Source organism: uncultured Caldilinea sp., from assembly GCF_937128415.1.
GTDB lineage: Bacteria > Chloroflexota > Anaerolineae > Caldilineales > Caldilineaceae > Caldilinea.
Window position 1 is genome coordinate 80,936 of record NZ_CAKZMJ010000095.1, and the last position, 16,791, is coordinate 97,726.

General features: G+C 61.7%; 12 protein-coding genes. 4 read left to right on the forward strand and 8 right to left on the reverse strand.

From position 1 onward, the window contains the following. Window positions 1-7: 7 nt before the first annotated feature. From Q0367_RS18110 to Q0367_RS18125, 4 genes are all read right to left on the reverse strand, one after another. Window positions 8-979: an ABC transporter permease gene (locus Q0367_RS18110; RefSeq protein WP_297636318.1), complete on the reverse strand. Its 972-nt coding sequence runs from the start codon at window positions 977-979 to the stop codon at window positions 8-10. A 13-nt stretch (window positions 980-992) separates the two neighbouring features. After that, window positions 993-2,024 (reverse strand): ABC transporter permease, encoded by a 1,032-nt coding sequence (locus Q0367_RS18115; protein ID WP_297636315.1) that lies wholly within the window; start codon window positions 2,022-2,024, stop codon window positions 993-995. A gap of 118 nt (window positions 2,025-2,142) precedes the next feature. Continuing rightward, entirely contained in the window at window positions 2,143-3,813 is a 1,671-nt protein-coding gene (locus Q0367_RS18120; RefSeq protein WP_298983967.1) for a peptide ABC transporter substrate-binding protein, read from the reverse strand. A 59-nt stretch (window positions 3,814-3,872) separates the two neighbouring features. After that, window positions 3,873-5,246 carry a hypothetical protein gene (locus Q0367_RS18125; RefSeq protein WP_298983968.1) on the reverse strand — a complete coding sequence of 458 codons (1,374 nt, stop codon included), beginning with the start codon at window positions 5,244-5,246 and terminating at the stop codon, window positions 3,873-3,875. Between the two features lie 109 nt (window positions 5,247-5,355). Between Q0367_RS18125 and Q0367_RS18130 the strand changes: the two genes are divergently transcribed. The 4 genes from Q0367_RS18130 to Q0367_RS18145 all read left to right on the forward strand — a co-directional run bounded on the left by Q0367_RS18130 (window position 5,356) and on the right by Q0367_RS18145 (window position 12,526). Continuing rightward, on the forward strand, window positions 5,356-7,293 hold the full coding sequence (locus tag Q0367_RS18130) for a potassium transporter Kup (protein WP_297636306.1): 1,938 nt from the start codon (window positions 5,356-5,358) through the stop codon (window positions 7,291-7,293). 549 nt (window positions 7,294-7,842) lie between these two features. After that, entirely contained in the window at window positions 7,843-9,672 is a 1,830-nt protein-coding gene (locus Q0367_RS18135; protein WP_297636303.1) for an ABC transporter ATP-binding protein, read from the forward strand. Next, window positions 9,665-11,557, forward strand: a complete 1,893-nt coding sequence (locus Q0367_RS18140; RefSeq protein ID WP_298983971.1) for an ABC transporter ATP-binding protein — start codon at window positions 9,665-9,667, stop codon at window positions 11,555-11,557. The genes Q0367_RS18135 and Q0367_RS18140 overlap by 8 nt, the downstream gene beginning before the upstream one ends. Before the next feature lie 225 nt (window positions 11,558-11,782). Further along, window positions 11,783-12,526, forward strand: a complete 744-nt coding sequence (locus Q0367_RS18145) for a TVP38/TMEM64 family protein (RefSeq protein ID WP_298983973.1) — start codon at window positions 11,783-11,785, stop codon at window positions 12,524-12,526. A 9-nt stretch (window positions 12,527-12,535) separates the two neighbouring features. Here the strand turns inward: Q0367_RS18145 and Q0367_RS18150 are convergent, their stop codons facing one another. The 4 genes from Q0367_RS18150 to Q0367_RS18165 form a co-directional block, all read right to left on the reverse strand. Next, the gene (locus Q0367_RS18150; RefSeq protein ID WP_297636293.1) at window positions 12,536-13,015 is read right to left on the reverse strand and encodes an RpiB/LacA/LacB family sugar-phosphate isomerase; all 480 of its coding nucleotides are present in this window, start codon (window positions 13,013-13,015) and stop codon (window positions 12,536-12,538) included. Between the two features lie 111 nt (window positions 13,016-13,126). Beyond that, complete coding sequence (locus tag Q0367_RS18155; protein WP_298983975.1) at window positions 13,127-14,377, reverse strand: sn-glycerol-1-phosphate dehydrogenase; 1,251 nt, start codon at window positions 14,375-14,377, stop codon at window positions 13,127-13,129. Between the two features lie 2 nt (window positions 14,378-14,379). Beyond that, a complete protein-coding gene (locus tag Q0367_RS18160) occupies window positions 14,380-15,036 on the reverse strand; it encodes a class II aldolase/adducin family protein (RefSeq protein ID WP_298983977.1) in 657 nt (218 codons plus the stop codon). Window positions 15,037-15,069: 33 nt separating this feature from the next. Beyond that, the gene (locus tag Q0367_RS18165) at window positions 15,070-16,632 is read right to left on the reverse strand and encodes a ribulokinase (protein ID WP_298983979.1); all 1,563 of its coding nucleotides are present in this window, start codon (window positions 16,630-16,632) and stop codon (window positions 15,070-15,072) included. Window positions 16,633-16,791 lie beyond the last annotated feature (159 nt).

The following is a 16,791-nucleotide window of genomic DNA, read 5'->3' on the forward strand; positions in this document are numbered from 1 at the left end:
CAACTTGTCATTTCGTCAGGCTGCGCGGGTCCAATGCATCGCGCAAGCCGTCGCCCACAAAATTGATGCTGAGCACGGTCAAGACGATGAGAAGTCCGGGGAAGAACCACAGCCACGGCGCCGACTCCAGATAGACGTAAGAGCCATCCAGCATATTTCCCCAGCTCGCCGTCGGCGGCTGCACGCCGAGGCCCAGGAAGCTCACGTAGGCTTCTGACAGGATGGCGGCGGCGACGCCGAGCGTGGCCGTCACGATGATAGGGGCGAGCGTATTGGGCAGGATGTGAAAGGTGATGATCCGCCAGTTGGGCACGCCCAGGCAACGCGCCGCCAGCACAAACTCTCGCTCCTTGAGCGACAGGTAGTTCGCGCGCACGATGCGCGCCAGATACATCCAGCTGGTCAGCCCGATGACGACGATGATCACGATCACGCTGCCGCTGAAGCTGCGTCCGAACAGCTCCACCGTGGGGATGCGTCCGCTGAAAAACTTCGCCATGACGATGAGGAGAAACAGACTGGGGATGTTGAAAACCGCTTCGGTGAAGCGCATCAGGATGCTGTCGATGGCGCCGCCGTAATAGCCGGCGATGGCGCCGATCAGCACGCCGACGACGACCGATACGAGCATGGCCGATACGCCGATCGACAGCGAGATATGGCCGCCGTAGATGGTGCGCGCCAGAACATCTCTCCCCACCGGGTCGGTGCCGAAGGGATGCTCCCAGGAAGGGGGCTGGAGGCGTTTGAACGTGGCGGTCTGATTGGCGTAGGCTTCGGAAAAGATGAAGGCGCCCACGACCACGTACACGATCAGCAGCAGCAGAATGACGGCCCCCGCCATGGCCATGCGATGGCGGACGAAGCGTCGCCACGCCAGACGCCACGGAGAGAGCGCTCCCCCTTTGGTCTGGACATCGCCGGATTCGGTCGTTGTCGAAAGCGTTGGACGGCGGGCGGGGCCGGCCATCGAACTCATGGGCGTTTCTCCCTCAGCTATAGCGAATGCGAGGATCGAGATAGGTGTACACGATGTCGGTCAAAATTTGAAACACCACCACCGCCACGGAAACCAACATTAGAATGCCCATCAGCACAGGATAGTCGGCGCGCTCGACGTGATCCAGAAACAGCCGACCCATGCCCGGCCAGGCAAAGATGCGCTCCGTGACCACAGCTCCGGCCAAGAGCAACGGCAGGTCCAGGCCGATCAGCGTCACCAAAGGCAATGAGGCGTTCTTGAGCGCGTGCCGCCACAAGATGAGTCGCTCGGGCAAGCCCTTGCTGCGCGCGGTGCGAATGTAATCCTGGTTGATGACTTCCAGCATGCTGGCGCGAATGTAGCGGCTATAAGCGGCGATGGCGGTGACCGACAGCGTCGCCACCGGCAGCGCCATGTGCCAGACCACCTGGCCGAAGGTGCGCCCGACGGCGGGATCGTACATACCCACCGTCGGGAAGTAAGGCAATCCCCACTTTTTGAAATTGACCGCAAAGATGTACATGAGCATGAGCGCCAGCCAGAAGATGGGCATGGAGTAGCCGATGAACGCCCCGGTGGTGATCACGTTGTCGGCGACGGAATATTGGCGCAAAGCGGAATAGACGCCGATGGCCAGGGAGAACACAATGATCACCACCTGCGCCGTGCCCATGAGCAGCAGCGTGTTGGGCAGGCGTTGCCAGATCATCTCGACGACAGGGCGGCGCGTCACCAGCGATGTGCCCCAATCTCCGCGTAGAATGCCGCGTCGCGTGCCATAGGCGTTGGGCGCGCCGTCGCCGGTGGTGTCGAACATCATCCAGTCGTTGCCGATCAGCCAGAAGACATATTGCATATAGATGGGCTGGTCAAGCCCAAGCTGGCGAGCGAGACGAAGGCGATCCTCCCCACGCGGCGGCTGTCTCCCGCCGAGCGTGGCGAGCGGATCGCCCATGTTCATCATGAGCGCAAACAGGATGACGCTGATGATGAAGAGCAAAGGGATTGCCTGCAAAATGCGGCGAATGATGTAGCGGGTCACGAGCATCCTCGAAGAAGTGCAGGCGTCGCCGGTGGCCGGGACGGAGACTTTGGCCGCCTCCGTCCCGCATTGCGCACATGCGATGGGCTATACAACGCCAACGCCAAAACTCCCTTGCTTACTCAAGCGTCCAGTTCGCTGCATTCCAGAAGGGGTCGGCGCCCGACAGGCGCACGTTGCTCAGCCGCTTGCTGACGGTCCAAATGTCGTTGTCCTGCCAGACGCCGAGCCACACCATATCCTCTTGGATGATTCTCTCGATCTCTTCAAAGATGGCGATGCGGGCCTGCATGTCCACGGTCACAGCCTGACGTGCGAACAGCTCGTCTAGCTCAGGATTGCAATAGAAGTTCCAGTTGCTGCCCGCAGGATTGTCCGGGGTTGGAATCTCGCGGCAGGTCCAACGGGAAGTGTCCGGGTCGGGGTAGGCTTCAGGTTGGCTGGACCATTCCGCAATGTCGTACTGGCCCGTGGCGATGGCGCCGCCCTCGGCGTAGCTGGCGAAGAAGATGTCGCTGGGGTGGTTGATCAGCTCGAAGCGAACGCCCAGGTCTCGGAACATGTCCTGAACGACCACCTGGGTGTCCAGGCGCAGGCGCCGCATGTTGGTGACGTAGCGCAAGATCAACTTTTCGCCATCTTTCTCGCGCACGCCGTCGGCGCCCATCACCCAGCCGGCTTCATCCAGCAACTGCGCAGCGCGCTCGGGGTCGTATGGCACCGGTTGGATATTCGGGCTGGCGTAGGGGCTAAGATCCCACGGCGACGCCGGCGGCTCGCTCAAGCCGAGCAACAGGTCCTGGGTGATCTGCCAACGGTCGAAGCCATGGGCCAAAGCCCAGCGCACATTTCGGTCTCGAATGGCCGGATGGGCCTGCTCGCCAAAGTTAAAGAACCAGCCTTCCATGAAACCGGAGGGAGTCGAAACAACGTTCACCGTTCCCAGCGCTTCCAGCTCGGGCACATCGGAGAAACTGATGAAGACGCCGATGTCGGTGTCGCCCGCTTTGATGGCGGCGACCTGCGCGGCGTCGTCCGGCGTAATGCGGATGAAGATGCGGTCGATGTTGGGCTGTTGCCAGTGATTCGGGTTGCGCTCGAACAGGAGATGGCTGCCGGATTCCCACTCTTTGAAGACGTACGGCCCCACTCCCACCGTCGGGTTGCGATTCCAGTCGGCGCCGTCCAGCGTGCCGTTCGCCTCCATCACCGGCTCCAGGATATGCTTGGGCAGCACGTAGGTGAAGATCGAGGAAAGCCAGGGCGCGTACGGCTCGTGGAAGGTAACCACCAGCGTATGATCGCCGTCCGCCTCTACGCCGGCGACGAATTGATCGTACGGATGGCGAGAGATCACGGCGTTGCGTTCGTCCATGATCATCTCATAGGTGAAGACAAAGTCGGCGGCGGTCACCGGCGCGCCGTCGGACCAGCGCGCATCCTCTCGCAGGTGAATCGTGATGGTGCGTCCATCTTCAGAGATGCCGCCGTTCGCCGCTGTGGGAATCTCGCGCGCCAGCTGCGGCGTCGGCTCCAGATTGTCGTTAAAGTTCCACAGCCCCAGAAGCCAAAAGTCGGTCAGAATGCCGCTGAACCACATGGTGGTGTACAAGGGGCTGAGATTGTCCGGCTCCTGCACAAAAGTAATGGTGACGAGCGACGGCGGCGCGGCCTCCGAAGGCGCTTCGCCGGGCGCCACGGGCTGCGCCGGACAGGCTGAAAGTGCAAAAGCCAGGAGCAAAAGCACAACAACCAGGCCAAAGCGTCTTGTCCTGCTCTTTGAAGACATATGTCGCCTCCTTTTGGGTGATTACAAGCGCAGATGTTGAGCGAACCTGGGAATGCACCTTATCTTACCACAGGGAGGCCGGAAACGCGAATTGCAGGGTCAGAGGGCCCTTGCCGGCTGGCCGAGGCTCTCCACTCCTCCAGCGCGCGGTCGAGGTCTTCCGGTGAAGTGAAGCCGCGCACGACGCGCAGGAAGGTGGGAACGTCCGGCGTGAGGCTGCGGAGCTCCTCCATTTTCGGACCGATCGGGCTGGAGGCGGCGGGAGCTGTGCCGTAGCTGCCGTGAAAGGCAAAGTAGGCCTGATTCAGCTTGCGGATAGGGTAGCCGTTTTCGACGAAGAGCAGGCGGCGAATCTCCATATATTCCTCGGCGTCGCGGATACGGCCCAACGCCAGAAATTGATCGACGACCTCGCGCGTGTGGCGCATTTCTTTGCGGAAATCAAAGGCCGACGGCTCTTTCTCTTCGCTTTCCTTCGCCGCCTCGCGTTCGGCCAGTTCCCGCGCAACTTCGGGATAGAAGCGCTCCAACGCGCTGCGCCCGATCTCTTCGCCGACGATGTCGGCGACGGTCTCGTTCATGATCGTCAGCTCTGCGCTTGTGTTATAGTTGAGGCCGAGCGGAAAGAGCGTGAGGTAGTTGTGCACCCATTCATGTGCAATTGTCGACAGCACCCAGTCGAGCGCCGCGCGGTCGATCACTAGCGAAGGGTATGCGCCCAGCCCTCCGATGTTGGCGATGTAGGCGCTCAGGTTGTCTTCCTCGAAGATCGCCGACTCGATGCGGTCTCGTTCGTCGGCGGGCAATTCCGGCTGCAACATCACATAGTAGGCGGTCAGGATGCGCCCGCGCGGGCTGACGACCAATTTCTTCGGCGGTTCGGTGAAGGTGAACCACACGGGGGGAAACGTCCTGCCGAACAGGGTGACGCCTTGGTCGCGCAGCGTCGTCGCCACCTGGCCCTCCAGGATCACCTCGACGATGGGACGAATTGCCTCCTGCTCGCTGCGCAACGCCTCGATTTCGCGCTGGATGGAGGCGCTCTCTTCCCTGGCGGCGTCGCCCTTCTCGCTGTAGAGACGTTCGATCTTCCCTTCCAGCTCGCCGATTCGGCGGGCGCGCTCCAGATAGGTCTGCACCAGCGCCGCCTGCTCCGCCTCCGAAAGGTGATCCGCCGAATGCAAAAATTGCTCACTCAGCTTTTGGGCGATCGCCTCAACTTCCCAGGCGATCAGGTCCCAAATCCACAGATGCACCTTGCTGTTGATGCTGTAGTGTATCTGCGTCACGCTGTCGACGCTTGCGCCGCCCAGCAAGGCGACGGCTACGACGCAGGCTGCGAAGAGGTTTCTCAGCGTGCGCGCCCAGATGCGCCATTTCGCCCGTACGCTTGCCGTCGTTTGATATGAAATTGCTTCTGCGCTTTGCCGCATACCTGCCATGCGTATTACTATACCAGATGTTTTGCTTTAATTGTCGGAATCAAATGGCCGAGGTGATCGGCCTTCAATTGGTTCAAAGGCAAAGGTTGCGTCATAAACTATGTCCCAGAGTGCACAGGGTGAGGTTCACCCACTCGAATTTGAATTGCCGCAGCGTCATCCCGCCCCGACCGGCAAACATCTGCTCTATCTGGCGCTGGGCGCCTTGGGCGTCGTCTACGGCGACATTGGCACCAGCCCCCTCTACGCGTTTCGAGAGTCCTTCCATGCCAACTACGGGATCGCCACCTCAAGAGATAACATTCTCGGCGTGCTTTCGCTGATCTTCTGGGCGCTGATCCTGGTGATCTCGGTCAAATACGTCGCTTTCGTCATGCGCGCAGACAACCACGGCGAGGGCGGCATCTTGGCCTTGACGGCGCTGATCGGCGCCAGACGACGGGTGTTGATTCCCGGCACCGTGCGGTGGGCGCTGGTGATGCTCGGGCTGTTCGGCACGGCGCTGCTCTACGGCGACGGCATGATCACGCCCGCCATTTCTGTGCTCTCCGCCGTCGAAGGGCTGCGCATCGCCACGCCGCTTTTCACGCCATACGTCGTTCCGCTTACGGTCGTCATCCTGGTGGCGCTCTTTCTCTTTCAGAGTCGTGGAACCGAGCGCGTTGGTCGGGTCTTCGGGCCGGTCACGCTCCTTTGGTTCATCACCATCGCCGTGTTGGGCGTCAGCTGGATCGTGCGGCAGCCAGACGTGCTGGCGGCGATCAGCCCCTCTTACGCCTTTGAGTTTTTCTGGGTCAACGGCTGGCGCGGCTTCATGGTGCTAGGGTCGGTCTTTCTGGTGGTGACGGGCGGAGAGGCGCTGTACGCCGACATGGGACACTTCGGTCGCGCGCCGATCCGGCTGGCCTGGTTTACGGTGGTGTTGCCTGCGTTGCTGCTCAACTATTTCGGACAGGGCGCCTTGCTCCTGCAGCACCCCGAAGCAGTGGAAAATCCCTTCTATCAGATGGCGCCGGGCTGGGCGCTGATTCCGCTGGTGGTGATCGCCACCGCCGCCACGGTGATCGCCTCGCAGGCGTTGATCACCGGCGCATTTTCGCTGACGATGCAGGCCGTGCAGCTGGGCTATCTGCCGCGCGTCACCATCACACACACCTCCGCCGAAGAGATTGGACAGGTGTACATCGCTTCGGTCAACTGGATTCTGATGGCCGCCTGTGTAGCGCTGGTGCTTGCCTTCGGCTCTTCCAGCAATCTGGCTGCGGCCTACGGCGTCGCCGTCACCACCACCATGGTGATTACGACGGTGCTGCTCTTCCGCATCGAGCGCACGCGCTGGCGCTGGCCGTTGTGGGCGGCGTTGGGTTCGACCGTTTTCTTCCTGATCATCGATCTGGCCTTTTGGGGCGCCAACATGCTCAAGATTCCGGCGGGCGGTTGGTTTCCGCTGTTGGTGGGCGCCGTCGTCATGACGCTCATGACGACCTGGCGGCAGGGACGCAACCTGCTCGGTCAGCGCTTGCGGGCGGGCGTCCAACGCTTCAACGACTTCGTAGGGCGTCTCAATCTCGACCAGATTACGCGCGTGCCGGGAACGGCGATCTTCATGTACAGCGACCCAGACGGCGTCCCGCCTGCCCTCTTGCTCAACCTGCGGCACAACAAAGTGCTGCACGAGCGGGTGATCTTGCTTTCCGTCAGCACATTGGAGGCGCCGCGCGTTCCGCCCACGCATCGCATGACGGTGCACAAGCTGGGAAACGGCTTCTATCGCATCGTGCTGCACTACGGTTTTATGGAAACCAGCAATATCATGCGCGACCTTCCGCTTGCCGGCGAGCATGGCCTTCCGCTCGATCTCAAGGATGTCAGCTTCTTCCTCGGCAGCGAACGTCTGATGGCGACGGCGCGACCCGGCATGGCGATCTGGCGCGAAAAATTGTTTATCCTGATGAGCCGCAACGCCACCAATGCCGCCACCTTCTTCTCTTTGCCGCCAGATCAAGTGGTGGAGTTAGGGACGCTGGTTGAGTTGTGAGGCCGCAGTCTCCGTCTTCCCACCGTGAAAAGACCCATCACGCCGGAAGCTTGGCGCGGCGATGAGGGTCGACGAAAATTTGTGCAATCAAATGCTTGACAAGCGTCGGTAGGCTATGCTATGGTATCAGACGTGTGACAACGGTTCACATGGAAGGTTTTCGGAAAGGACGGACGCACTATGATGATGCTCTATCACGAAGTCCTGCGCACCCCACGCGATGGGGGAGATTTTCTGCGTCAGGGGAGCAGTGCGTCCGCCGACCATAACTAGACGGTAAAGCTAGGGAAGGCCGCACGCACTGCATCGGTGCCTGCGGCCTTTTTGTTTGTTTTGACTTTGACGGTTTGCGTCGAAGTCAAAGCCTTGCACACCAGGTCTTGCAGGCATCAGGATGAACTTCCAGATGCCTGCATTTTTATTGGCATGAGGAGAGGAGAAATGAAGCGCGAAGTGAAAAACGCATTTCTACAAGGACGGCGCCAACGCCGGCTGAAACACGATCACAGGACCATCGCTCGACGAAGGACCGGATGACAGGAAGGAATTATGTTCAACTCAACAGCGCAACCTGCACCACCCCCACCCTATGATCTCAAGCAAGCTCTAGGCGTCGGCAAACTGACCGGCTTCTGGCGGCTGATGACCCATTTTCGGATGGCCTACTTCGTCTCGACGATCAGCATGGGCGTCTCCGCCATCTTGAACACGGCGACCTTTCTGCTGCTGCGCTATTTCGTCGACCACTATATGGTGGAAGGAGACCGCAGCGTCCATCTGGCCGTCTATGTGGCCGGCTTTCTGGCGTTGGCGGTCGGGCAGGCGTTCGCCACCTTCAACAGTCGACGCCTCGCCGCCAAGACGGCCGAGGGCGTGGCGCGGCGCCTGCGCGAGTACATCTTCGATCACATTCAACGGCTGAGCTTCACCTACCATGACAAGACGCAGACCGGCGAGCTGATCCAGCGCGCCACCTCGGACGTGGACACGATCCGCCGCTTCTTCGCCGACCAGGCGATCGAGGCAGGGCGCATCGTGCTGCTCTTTGTGGTGAACTTCATCGCCATTTACCTGCTCGACTGGCGGCTGGCGTGGTTCTCGGTGATCGTCGTGCCGGTGGTGATGGTGATCTCGCTCTACTTTTTCCGTCGCGTGGAGAAAGCCTATGAAGCCTACCAGGAGCAGGAGGCCAGGCTCTCCAGCACGCTGCAGGAGAACCTGAGCGGCGTGCGCGTGGTCAAGGCGTTTGCGCGGCAAGAGTACGAGAAGGCTAAGTTCGACAAGGAAAACCGAGAGAAGTACGCCCGCGGCCGCCACCTGCTGCTGATGCACGCGCTCTTCTGGCCGGTGACGGATGTGATGTGCGGCGCGCAGATGCTGGGCGGCTATCTCTTCGCCGGCTGGCTGACGATCCAGGGCGAGATCACGATCGGCACCTACGTCGCCTACGCAGGACTGGTCGTCTGGATCATCTGGCCGCTGCGCAACCTGGGTCGCCTGATCGTGCAGATGTCGGAGAGTCTGGTCTCCTTTGGCCGCATCGCCGAGGTGCTCAAGGAGGAGCGCGAGCCGGTCGTCGAGGGCAGCGTGCGCACCGACAAGCCGGTGCGGGGCGAAATCGTCTTCGAGGACGTGCACTTCGCCTACGATGGCTCCGGCCGCGCCGCGCTGCACGGCATCAGCTTCAGCGTGAAGCCGGGCCAGTCGGTGGCGCTGATCGGTGGCACGGGGTCAGGCAAGTCGTCGCTGGTCAACCTGTTGCCGCGCTTCTACGAATACACGTCTGGGCGCATCCTGCTCGACGGCGTGGAGCTGAAGGAGTATCCGCGCCACTACCTGCGCCAGCAGATCGGCATCGTGGAGCAGGAGCCGTTTCTCTTCAGCCGCACCGTGCGCGACAACATCACCTACGGCGTGAAGCGCGAGGTGTCGGACGCAGAGGTGGAGGCGGCGGCGCGTGCAGCAGCCATTCACGACGTCATCGTGAACAAGTTGCCGCAAGGCTATGACACACTGGTCGGCGAGCGCGGCATCACCCTGTCCGGCGGGCAGAAACAACGCGTGGCGATCGCACGCACGCTGCTCAAAGATCCGCGCATTCTGATTCTGGACGACTCCACGTCGGCGGTCGATTTTGAGACCGAGGCGGAGATTCGTCAGGCGCTGCGCCGGCTGATGCAAGGGCGCACCACCTTCATCATTGCGCATCGCATCCAGAGCGTGATGGACGCCGACCTGATCCTGGTGCTCGACCATGGGCGCATCGTGCAGCGCGGCTCGCACGAAGAACTGATCGCACAAGATGGTATGTATCGCCGCATCTATCAGGCGCAGATGCGTCTGGAGGCGGAATTGGAGGAGGAGTTGACTCGTGTCTGAGCATATCGAATTTCAGGAAGAAGAATTCACAACCAGATTCAGCGGACGCACGATCCGGCGGCTGGTGAGCTTGCTGCGCCCTTATCTGGCGTGGGTGCTCGGCTTCCTCAGCGCGGTGATGATGGTCTCCGGCCTGGACTCCTACTTCACCTTTCTGAGCAAGCGCATGGTGGACGAGGGCATCACGCCTGGCGACTGGCCGACGCTGGTGCAGATCGTCGAGCAGTATGCTGTGCTGATTTTGGTGCAGGCGCTGGCCGTCTTCGTTTTTATCTATCTGGCCGGCATCCTGGGCGAGCGCATTCGCTACGATCTGCGCAAGCAACTTTTCAACCATCTGCAAGAGCTGTCGTTGACCTACTACAACCGCACGCCGGTGGGCTGGATCATCAGCCGCGTGACGTCGGACACCGACCGCGTGGCCGAGCTGGTGACGTGGGGGCTGTTGGACGTGACCTGGTCGTCGTTCAACATCCTCACGGCGCTCTTCTTTATGGCGCAGATCTCCTGGCAGCTGACATTGATCGTGATGGTGATCGTGCCGATCATCATTGTGGTGGCGACCTACTTCCAGCGCAAGATCATCACGCAATATCGGGAAGTGCGCCGCGTCAACTCGAAGATCACAGGCGCGTACAACGAGACGATCACCGGCGTGCGCGTGATCAAGGCGCTCGACCGCGAAGAGGAAAACCTGCGCGAGTTCAGCAAGCTGACGGGCGAGATGCAGCGCGCCGGCTACCGGGCGGCCTGGTATTCGGCGCTCTTCCTGCCCACGGTGCAGCTCATCTCGACCTTCGCCATCGCCAGCATCATCACCTACGCCGGCGTGACGGTGGAGACGGGCGGACTGAGCGTGGGCGGCATGTACGCGTTCATCTCCTACGTGCTCTTCATGATCTGGCCGGTGCAGGAGATGGCGCGCGTCTTCGCCGAGATGCAGCAGGCGGTGGCTTCAGGCGAGCGCATCTTCTCTCTGATCGACGCCGTGCCCGACGTGGTGGACAAGCCGGACGCCTACGAGGTGGATTCGCTGCGCGGGGACATCGTCTTCGAGCACGTCGACTTCCAGTACGAAGAGGGCAAGCCGATTTTGACCGACTTCAACCTGCACGTGCGCCAAGGGGAGACGATTGCGCTTGTCGGGCCGACGGGCGGCGGCAAGACCACCATCGTCAACCTGCTCTGTCGCTTCTTCGAGCCGACGCGCGGGCGCATCCTGATCGCCGGCCACGACTACACCAACCTGACGCAACGCGCGATCCAGTCGCGCATCGGCATGGTGTTGCAGACGCCGCACCTCTTCTCCGGCACGATCCGCGAGAACATCCGCTACGGTCGGCTCGACGCCACCGACGAGGAGGTGGAGGAGGCGGCGAAGCTGGCCGGCGCGCACGCCTTCATCGAAAAGCTGCCGAAGGGCTACGACGAGCAGGTGGGCGAGGGCGGCGTCCTGCTTTCGACAGGGCAGAAGCAGTTGCTGAGCCTGGCGCGCGCCGTGCTGGCGCAACCGGACATCTTCATCATGGACGAAGCGACCGCCAGCGTGGACACGCTCACCGAAAGCTTGATCCAGCAGGGGATGGAAACGTTGATGAAGGAGTGCACCAGCTTCGTGATTGCGCATCGTCTCTCCACGATCCGCAACGCCACGCGCATCCTGGTCATCGAGGATGGCTGCATCAAGGAGATGGGCACGCACCGAGAGCTGCTGCGTCTGGGCGGTCACTACTACCGGTTGTACACGCAGCAGTTCCGCCAGGAGGTCATCGACCAGGTGGAGGAGCTGGCGGCGTTGGCGGCTGCGGAACAGCCCGATGCTGCGCAGGCGGCAGACGCGCAGCGCCGAGACAGACTCGCCGCCGAGTTGGCCCCCGCAGATTAAGAGTTGCCAGATCGATGTGAGAAGTCGGCTGGAATCTTCCGGGAAGCTCTAAAGCTTCCTGGAAGATGGACGCCGTAAAAAGCGTGCGCCATTTGCATGCAAATTGTAAGCCAGATTTAATGACAAAACGGAACAGTTCAGGTATGCTTGACGTCATTGATGCAGCGAATCCACGACGCTGCATCAATGACGTTTTTCCAGGTTTTAAAGCATAGAAAGGCCTTTATGTTTGCTCCTGGCAATCGATGGCGCGACGGTGGGATTCTTGTTCTTGCCATCTTTGGGTTGACGGCGCTTGGCATCCTGGGATGGTGGCTCAGCGAGCCTGTGTCGGATGTGCTGAACATCGCCGAGGATGTGCGCGACTGGATCATTGGCTTTGGCCCTCTGGCGCCCATCGCCTATGTGACCTTCTTCGCCCTGCAGATTCTGATCGCGCCGTTGCCGGGAAGCTTTCTCTCCGTGCTGGGCGCCTATCTCTTTGGCTTTGGGCCAGGGCTGGCGCTGAGCATGCTGGGGCTGCTGATCGGCGTCACCGTTGCGCTCCTGGTCGGGCGTAAAATCGGCCGTCCTTTGTTGGAGCGATTCATCCCGCACGTCGAGCTGGTGCGCTGGGAGCGCAAATTGCAGCTCCGCTCGCCGCTATTGTGGTTCGTCCTCTTTCTCTTCCCCTTGCCCGACGTCGCCATCTACATCGCAGGCATGAGTTCCGTCCGCATGCGTTGGCTGATGCCGGCAGTGTTGCTGGGGCGCAGCATCGGGATTTTGGTCGGCAGCACCCTTGGCACGGCGACGGCTGTCCTGCCGGCGCCGGTTGTCCTGTTGCAATGGGTTTCCTTCCTGATCCTGAGCTGGCTGGTCTACCGGTATCAGCGCCCGCTTCGCTATCATATGTTGATCAACCTGCGCCGCTCGCGACGGATGGCGCGGGGACTGTTCAAAACGCCTATCGAGACCCCGGTGGAATGATCAAGGGCTTCATCCTTCCGCTGCGCGCTGCGCCCGGTATTTCTCATCCAACTGGTCGATTTTGGCCACCTTCGGGGCGGAGCGGCCGCCCTGAAATTCGCTCTCCAGCCAGATGTCGATCAGCTTTTCCGCCACCGCCGGGCCGGTGATCTGCGCGCCGAAGGTGATGATCTGCGCGTTGTTGCTGGCGACCGCGCGCTCGGCGGTGTAGGGGTCTTGCACGCAGACCGCGCGCACGCCCGGCACTTTGTTGGCCACGATCGCCATGCCGGCGCCCGTGCCGCAGACGAGGATGCCGCGCTCGAATTTGCCTGCACCCACTTCCTCCGCCACCTTCGCGCCGACGTCGGGGTAATCCACCGGCGTGTTTTCATTGACGCCCATGTCAACGACCTGATAGCCTTTTTTGATCAGATAGTCGCGAATGTGGTCCTTGAGCGGCAGCCCAAAGTGATCGGCGCCGATCACGATCGGTTTGTTTTTATCCATAAGTCTCCTCCTGCAACAAAATTTTTTCCTGATTTTTTCTGGAACTGTCTGATCGCACAAAACGCCTCGGCGTCTTTAGGATTTCAAGCGCACAGCCTTTTCACGCTCGCGTCAACGATCGATCCCCAACACGCGCGCCAGCTTGCGCACGGTGAAACGATCGCGCAGATAATGGCCATTGGCCGCCGCCAGGTCGCGCTCGACGTCGTCGAAACCCAGCTCCGCAGCCGTCGTCGGCCCGCCGACGCAGCGCAGCCACTCGGCGATCTGAGCGGCCGGCGGCACCTGCGCCGCAATCGCCTGAATTTCGTCCCAATGCTCCCAAATGGCGCGCTTGATCGCCTCCGCTCGCTCCGGCGTCACGTCGAGGAACGCCTTGTGCTCGGCGATGATGTCGTCGGCCAGATCGCCGTAGGCCGCATGGATGCGCGCCTCCTCCTCCGCGCGCGTCGGCCAGACGGATGCCTCCAGCAGGTCGGAGACCTGTGCGCGCGAAAGGCGCCGAATTTTATCGTAGAACTCGGCGACCATCACGGTGGCGACGCCCACTTTGGCGCCGTGCAACACCGCCGGCCGCCCCTCGCGCAGCAGTTTCATCTCCCAGTAGTGCGAGTAGTGATGCTCCGCGCCGGAGGCGGGCCGCGACGAGCCGAAATCCAACATACAGTAGCCCGACTCCAACAGTGCGTCCATCAGCCGGCCGATGCCTTCCGGCGAGCCCGCAGCGATCGCCTCCACGTTGTCGGTGCAAATCTTTACGGCCGCCAGCGTGCGCTGAGCAATCGACTCGTCGTAAGGCTCGTTCCACAGCAAATGCCCGATGCGCCAGTCGGCGATCGAGGTGAGCTTGCCCAACATGTCGGCGAAGCCCGCTGCGATCATGGGGCGCGGGGCGTGCGCCAGCGTGTTGATGTCGGCGAAGATCGCCAGCGGCGCATGGCAGATGACCGTGATCTTGACGCCGTGAATGATCAGCGGGGCGCCGATGGAGGCGAAGCCATCCACCGAGGGCGCAGTCGGCACGGAGATGAACTCGGCGCCCGTGCGGTGGCTGACGAAGCGCGTGATGTCGGTCAAGGTGCCGGCGCCGACGGCCAGATAGGTGCGCGGCTCGCGACCGGCCGCCACCAGCACATCCAACACATGGGCGGCGTCGGCGATCACCTCCTCGGAGGTGAACACGATCTGTTTCAGGTCGAGGCCGGCGTTGCGCAGCGCCTTTTCCACCGCCTCCCCCTGCGCAGCGTAGGTGTTGCGGTCGGCGACCATGAAAAGTTTATGAAGGCCGTTCGTCTGGCAAAACGCTACAAGATGTTCGACGGCGCGGTCGTCAATGGTGACGGCTTTTGGACGGTAACCCATGATCAGTTGTTCCTTTCGTTGATCTGCAACGCTCGCACCAGATAGGAAAGCATCGTGAAGCACGCCTCTTCGGCGGTGTGACCAAATGTGACGACGCCGTCTTCATGGCCGGCCATCGCAAAGATGCGTTTTTGCGGCAGATCGCTTTCGACGAAGAGTCGTCTCACCTCCGCCGCCATCTCCGGTGAGCCGTAAGGGACATTGGCGGTGATCGGGACGCCTAACTTCTCTGCATTGTGCCAGATTTCAGGCGAATGGGCGTGCACCACCCACAGGATGCGACTGTCCAGGGCGTAAACCGCGCCGTGCGTCAACGACTCTGACGACGGCTTGATCGGTCCGCGCGCCGTCAGCCGATTTTCATCGGGATAACAGGCGGTCACGACGACGTAATCTTCCGGCCCTAGCTCCGGCTTGCCGCCCGTCTGGGAGCCGGTGATGATGAAGGGGTGCTGGCCGTCCGCGCCCTCGGCTGCATCGAGCCGACGGCTGATGTTGCCGTAGCCATAGCCGCCGTAGCGGTTGGGGTCCTGGCCGATCAGATGGGTGATGAACATCAGCCGGCGCCATGCGTTGAGTTCGCGTAGCGCCTCATACGACAAAGGCGGCGCCGGCGTAAAGTCGCACTGATATTTGATGACGCCTTCTTGGGTTGACATGACAGTGTTTCCTTGTTTTTATCCTTGCTTTCTTTACGCTTGCTTTCGATTTTGTTTTTCATGCATCCTGCGCATCAACTCGCGCAGACGCTGATACGTCTCCTGATATTGTCGCACAAAGAATTGATATTCCTCATGTCGGGCGAGGTCTGGCGCATACGTTTGCTCGATGGCAACCATTCGTTGCGCCGCCGTCTGCAAGTCTGGGTAGAGGCCGGCGCCCACAGCCGCAACGATGGCCGAGCCAAGCAGCGAGGCTTCCGGCTCGCGCGTGACGTGCAGCGGCTGTCCGGTGACGTCCGCATAGATTTGCATGAAGAGCGGGCTATGCGTGGCGCCGCCGCTGGCGATGATGCGTTGCACGGCGAATCCATGGCGGCGCAAGGTTTGCAGGATGTCTTCCATGCCATAGGCGATGCCTTCCATCAGCGCGCGAAAAACCTGGCCGCGACCGCTCTGCAACGAAAGCCCCCAGATCGCCCCGCGCGCGGCGGAATCGGTGTGCGGGGTGCGATTGCCCTGGAAATAGTCGAGCGCAATCAGCCCTTCCGACCCCACCGGAACCCGGCTCGCCTCTTCGTCGAGCAGCTGATAGACGGAAACGCCGCGGCGGGCGGCTTCCAGCGCTGCGTCGCCGCAGAAGTTGCGCTTGAACCATGAAAGCACCGAGCCGGTCGAGACCTGCCCGGCCTCGACCAGGTTCAACCCAGGGATCACTGCGTCGGGAAAGCTGCCGAAGACGCCGGGAAAATGCAGCTCCTCCGCCGCAAGCGCCGAGAGCACGTTCGACGACCCCATGATCACGCCCAGGTCGCCCGGCTGCGTCACCCCCTGTCCCAGCAGCCCGACGAAGGCGTCGCCGCCGCCGGCGGCCACGGGAATGCCCGCCGGCAGACCCAGCGCCTCCGCCGCTTCTTCGCACAACCCGCCGATCACCGCTCCCAAGGGCAGCACCTCGTTCGGAAACTTGTAGACCAGCTCCGGCAGCCCGATGGCGGCGAAGAAGTCCAGCGGCCAGCCTCCCCCTGGAGGATAGTAAAACCAGCGTTGTGTGGCCGTGTTGCGGTTCAACGTCAGGCGGCCGGTCAGCCGATAGGCGAGCCAGTCGGTGTACTCCAGCAGATGCGCAGCGGCGGCGTAACGCTCCGGTTCGTTCTCTTTCATCCAAAGCATCTTGGGCGGCATCCACTCGGCGTTGACGCCCGCCAGGCAGTAGCGCAGCGCAGGATCGCCGGTGGCGAAGATGCGCTGCGCCTGCTCCGCCGCGCGCACATCCATCCACAGCAGCGCCCGCCCCAGAGGTTGACCGGCGGCGTCCAGCGGCGCCAGCGTGCAGGTGGTGGCGTCGGCGCTGACGCCGGCGACGGCCGCGGGCGAAACTCCGCTGCGCGCAATGCACTCTCGCACCGCAGCGACCAGCGCGTCCCACCATTCGTCCGGGGCCTGCTCCGCCCATCCCGGAGCCGGGAAATAGGTGCGATAGCTGCAGCTGCCGATCGCGATGCGATTGCCTTCCAGGTCAAACAATCCTGCTTTTACAGCTTCTGTGCCGGCATCGATGCCCAAAACACAGGGCGTTTGCACATGGTGCGCCATTTTTTGCCTATCCCTCCTACGCGTCGACGGCGAATGACCTTTCACCGGAGAATCCGGTCATTGCCGTCGACCAGATGGTTTTTCACAAAATCACCCCGCCATTCCCGTAGGTGCGGCTCCCAGCCGCACATCCTCGACAGCCCTCGAGGCGATGGGTGA

Excerpts from the sequence above, each read along its gene's own strand:
- Q0367_RS18110 (WP_297636318.1), bottom strand. The coding sequence starts at position 979 with ATGAGTTCGATGGCCGGCCCCGCCCGCCGTCCAACGCTTTCGACAACG.
- Q0367_RS18120 (WP_298983967.1), bottom strand. The coding sequence starts at position 3,813 with ATGTCTTCAAAGAGCAGGACAAGACGCTTTGGCCTGGTTGTTGTGCTT.
- Q0367_RS18145 (WP_298983973.1), top strand. The coding sequence starts at position 11,783 with ATGTTTGCTCCTGGCAATCGATGGCGCGACGGTGGGATTCTTGTTCTT.
- Q0367_RS18150 (WP_297636293.1), bottom strand. The coding sequence starts at position 13,015 with ATGGATAAAAACAAACCGATCGTGATCGGCGCCGATCACTTTGGGCTG.
- Q0367_RS18160 (WP_298983977.1), bottom strand. The coding sequence starts at position 15,036 with ATGTCAACCCAAGAAGGCGTCATCAAATATCAGTGCGACTTTACGCCG.
- Q0367_RS18155 (WP_298983975.1), bottom strand. The coding sequence starts at position 14,377 with ATGGGTTACCGTCCAAAAGCCGTCACCATTGACGACCGCGCCGTCGAA.
- Q0367_RS18130 (WP_297636306.1), top strand. The coding sequence starts at position 5,356 with ATGTCCCAGAGTGCACAGGGTGAGGTTCACCCACTCGAATTTGAATTG.
- Q0367_RS18135 (WP_297636303.1), top strand. The coding sequence starts at position 7,843 with ATGTTCAACTCAACAGCGCAACCTGCACCACCCCCACCCTATGATCTC.
- Q0367_RS18125 (WP_298983968.1), bottom strand. The coding sequence starts at position 5,246 with ATGCGGCAAAGCGCAGAAGCAATTTCATATCAAACGACGGCAAGCGTA.
- Q0367_RS18165 (WP_298983979.1), bottom strand. The coding sequence starts at position 16,632 with ATGGCGCACCATGTGCAAACGCCCTGTGTTTTGGGCATCGATGCCGGC.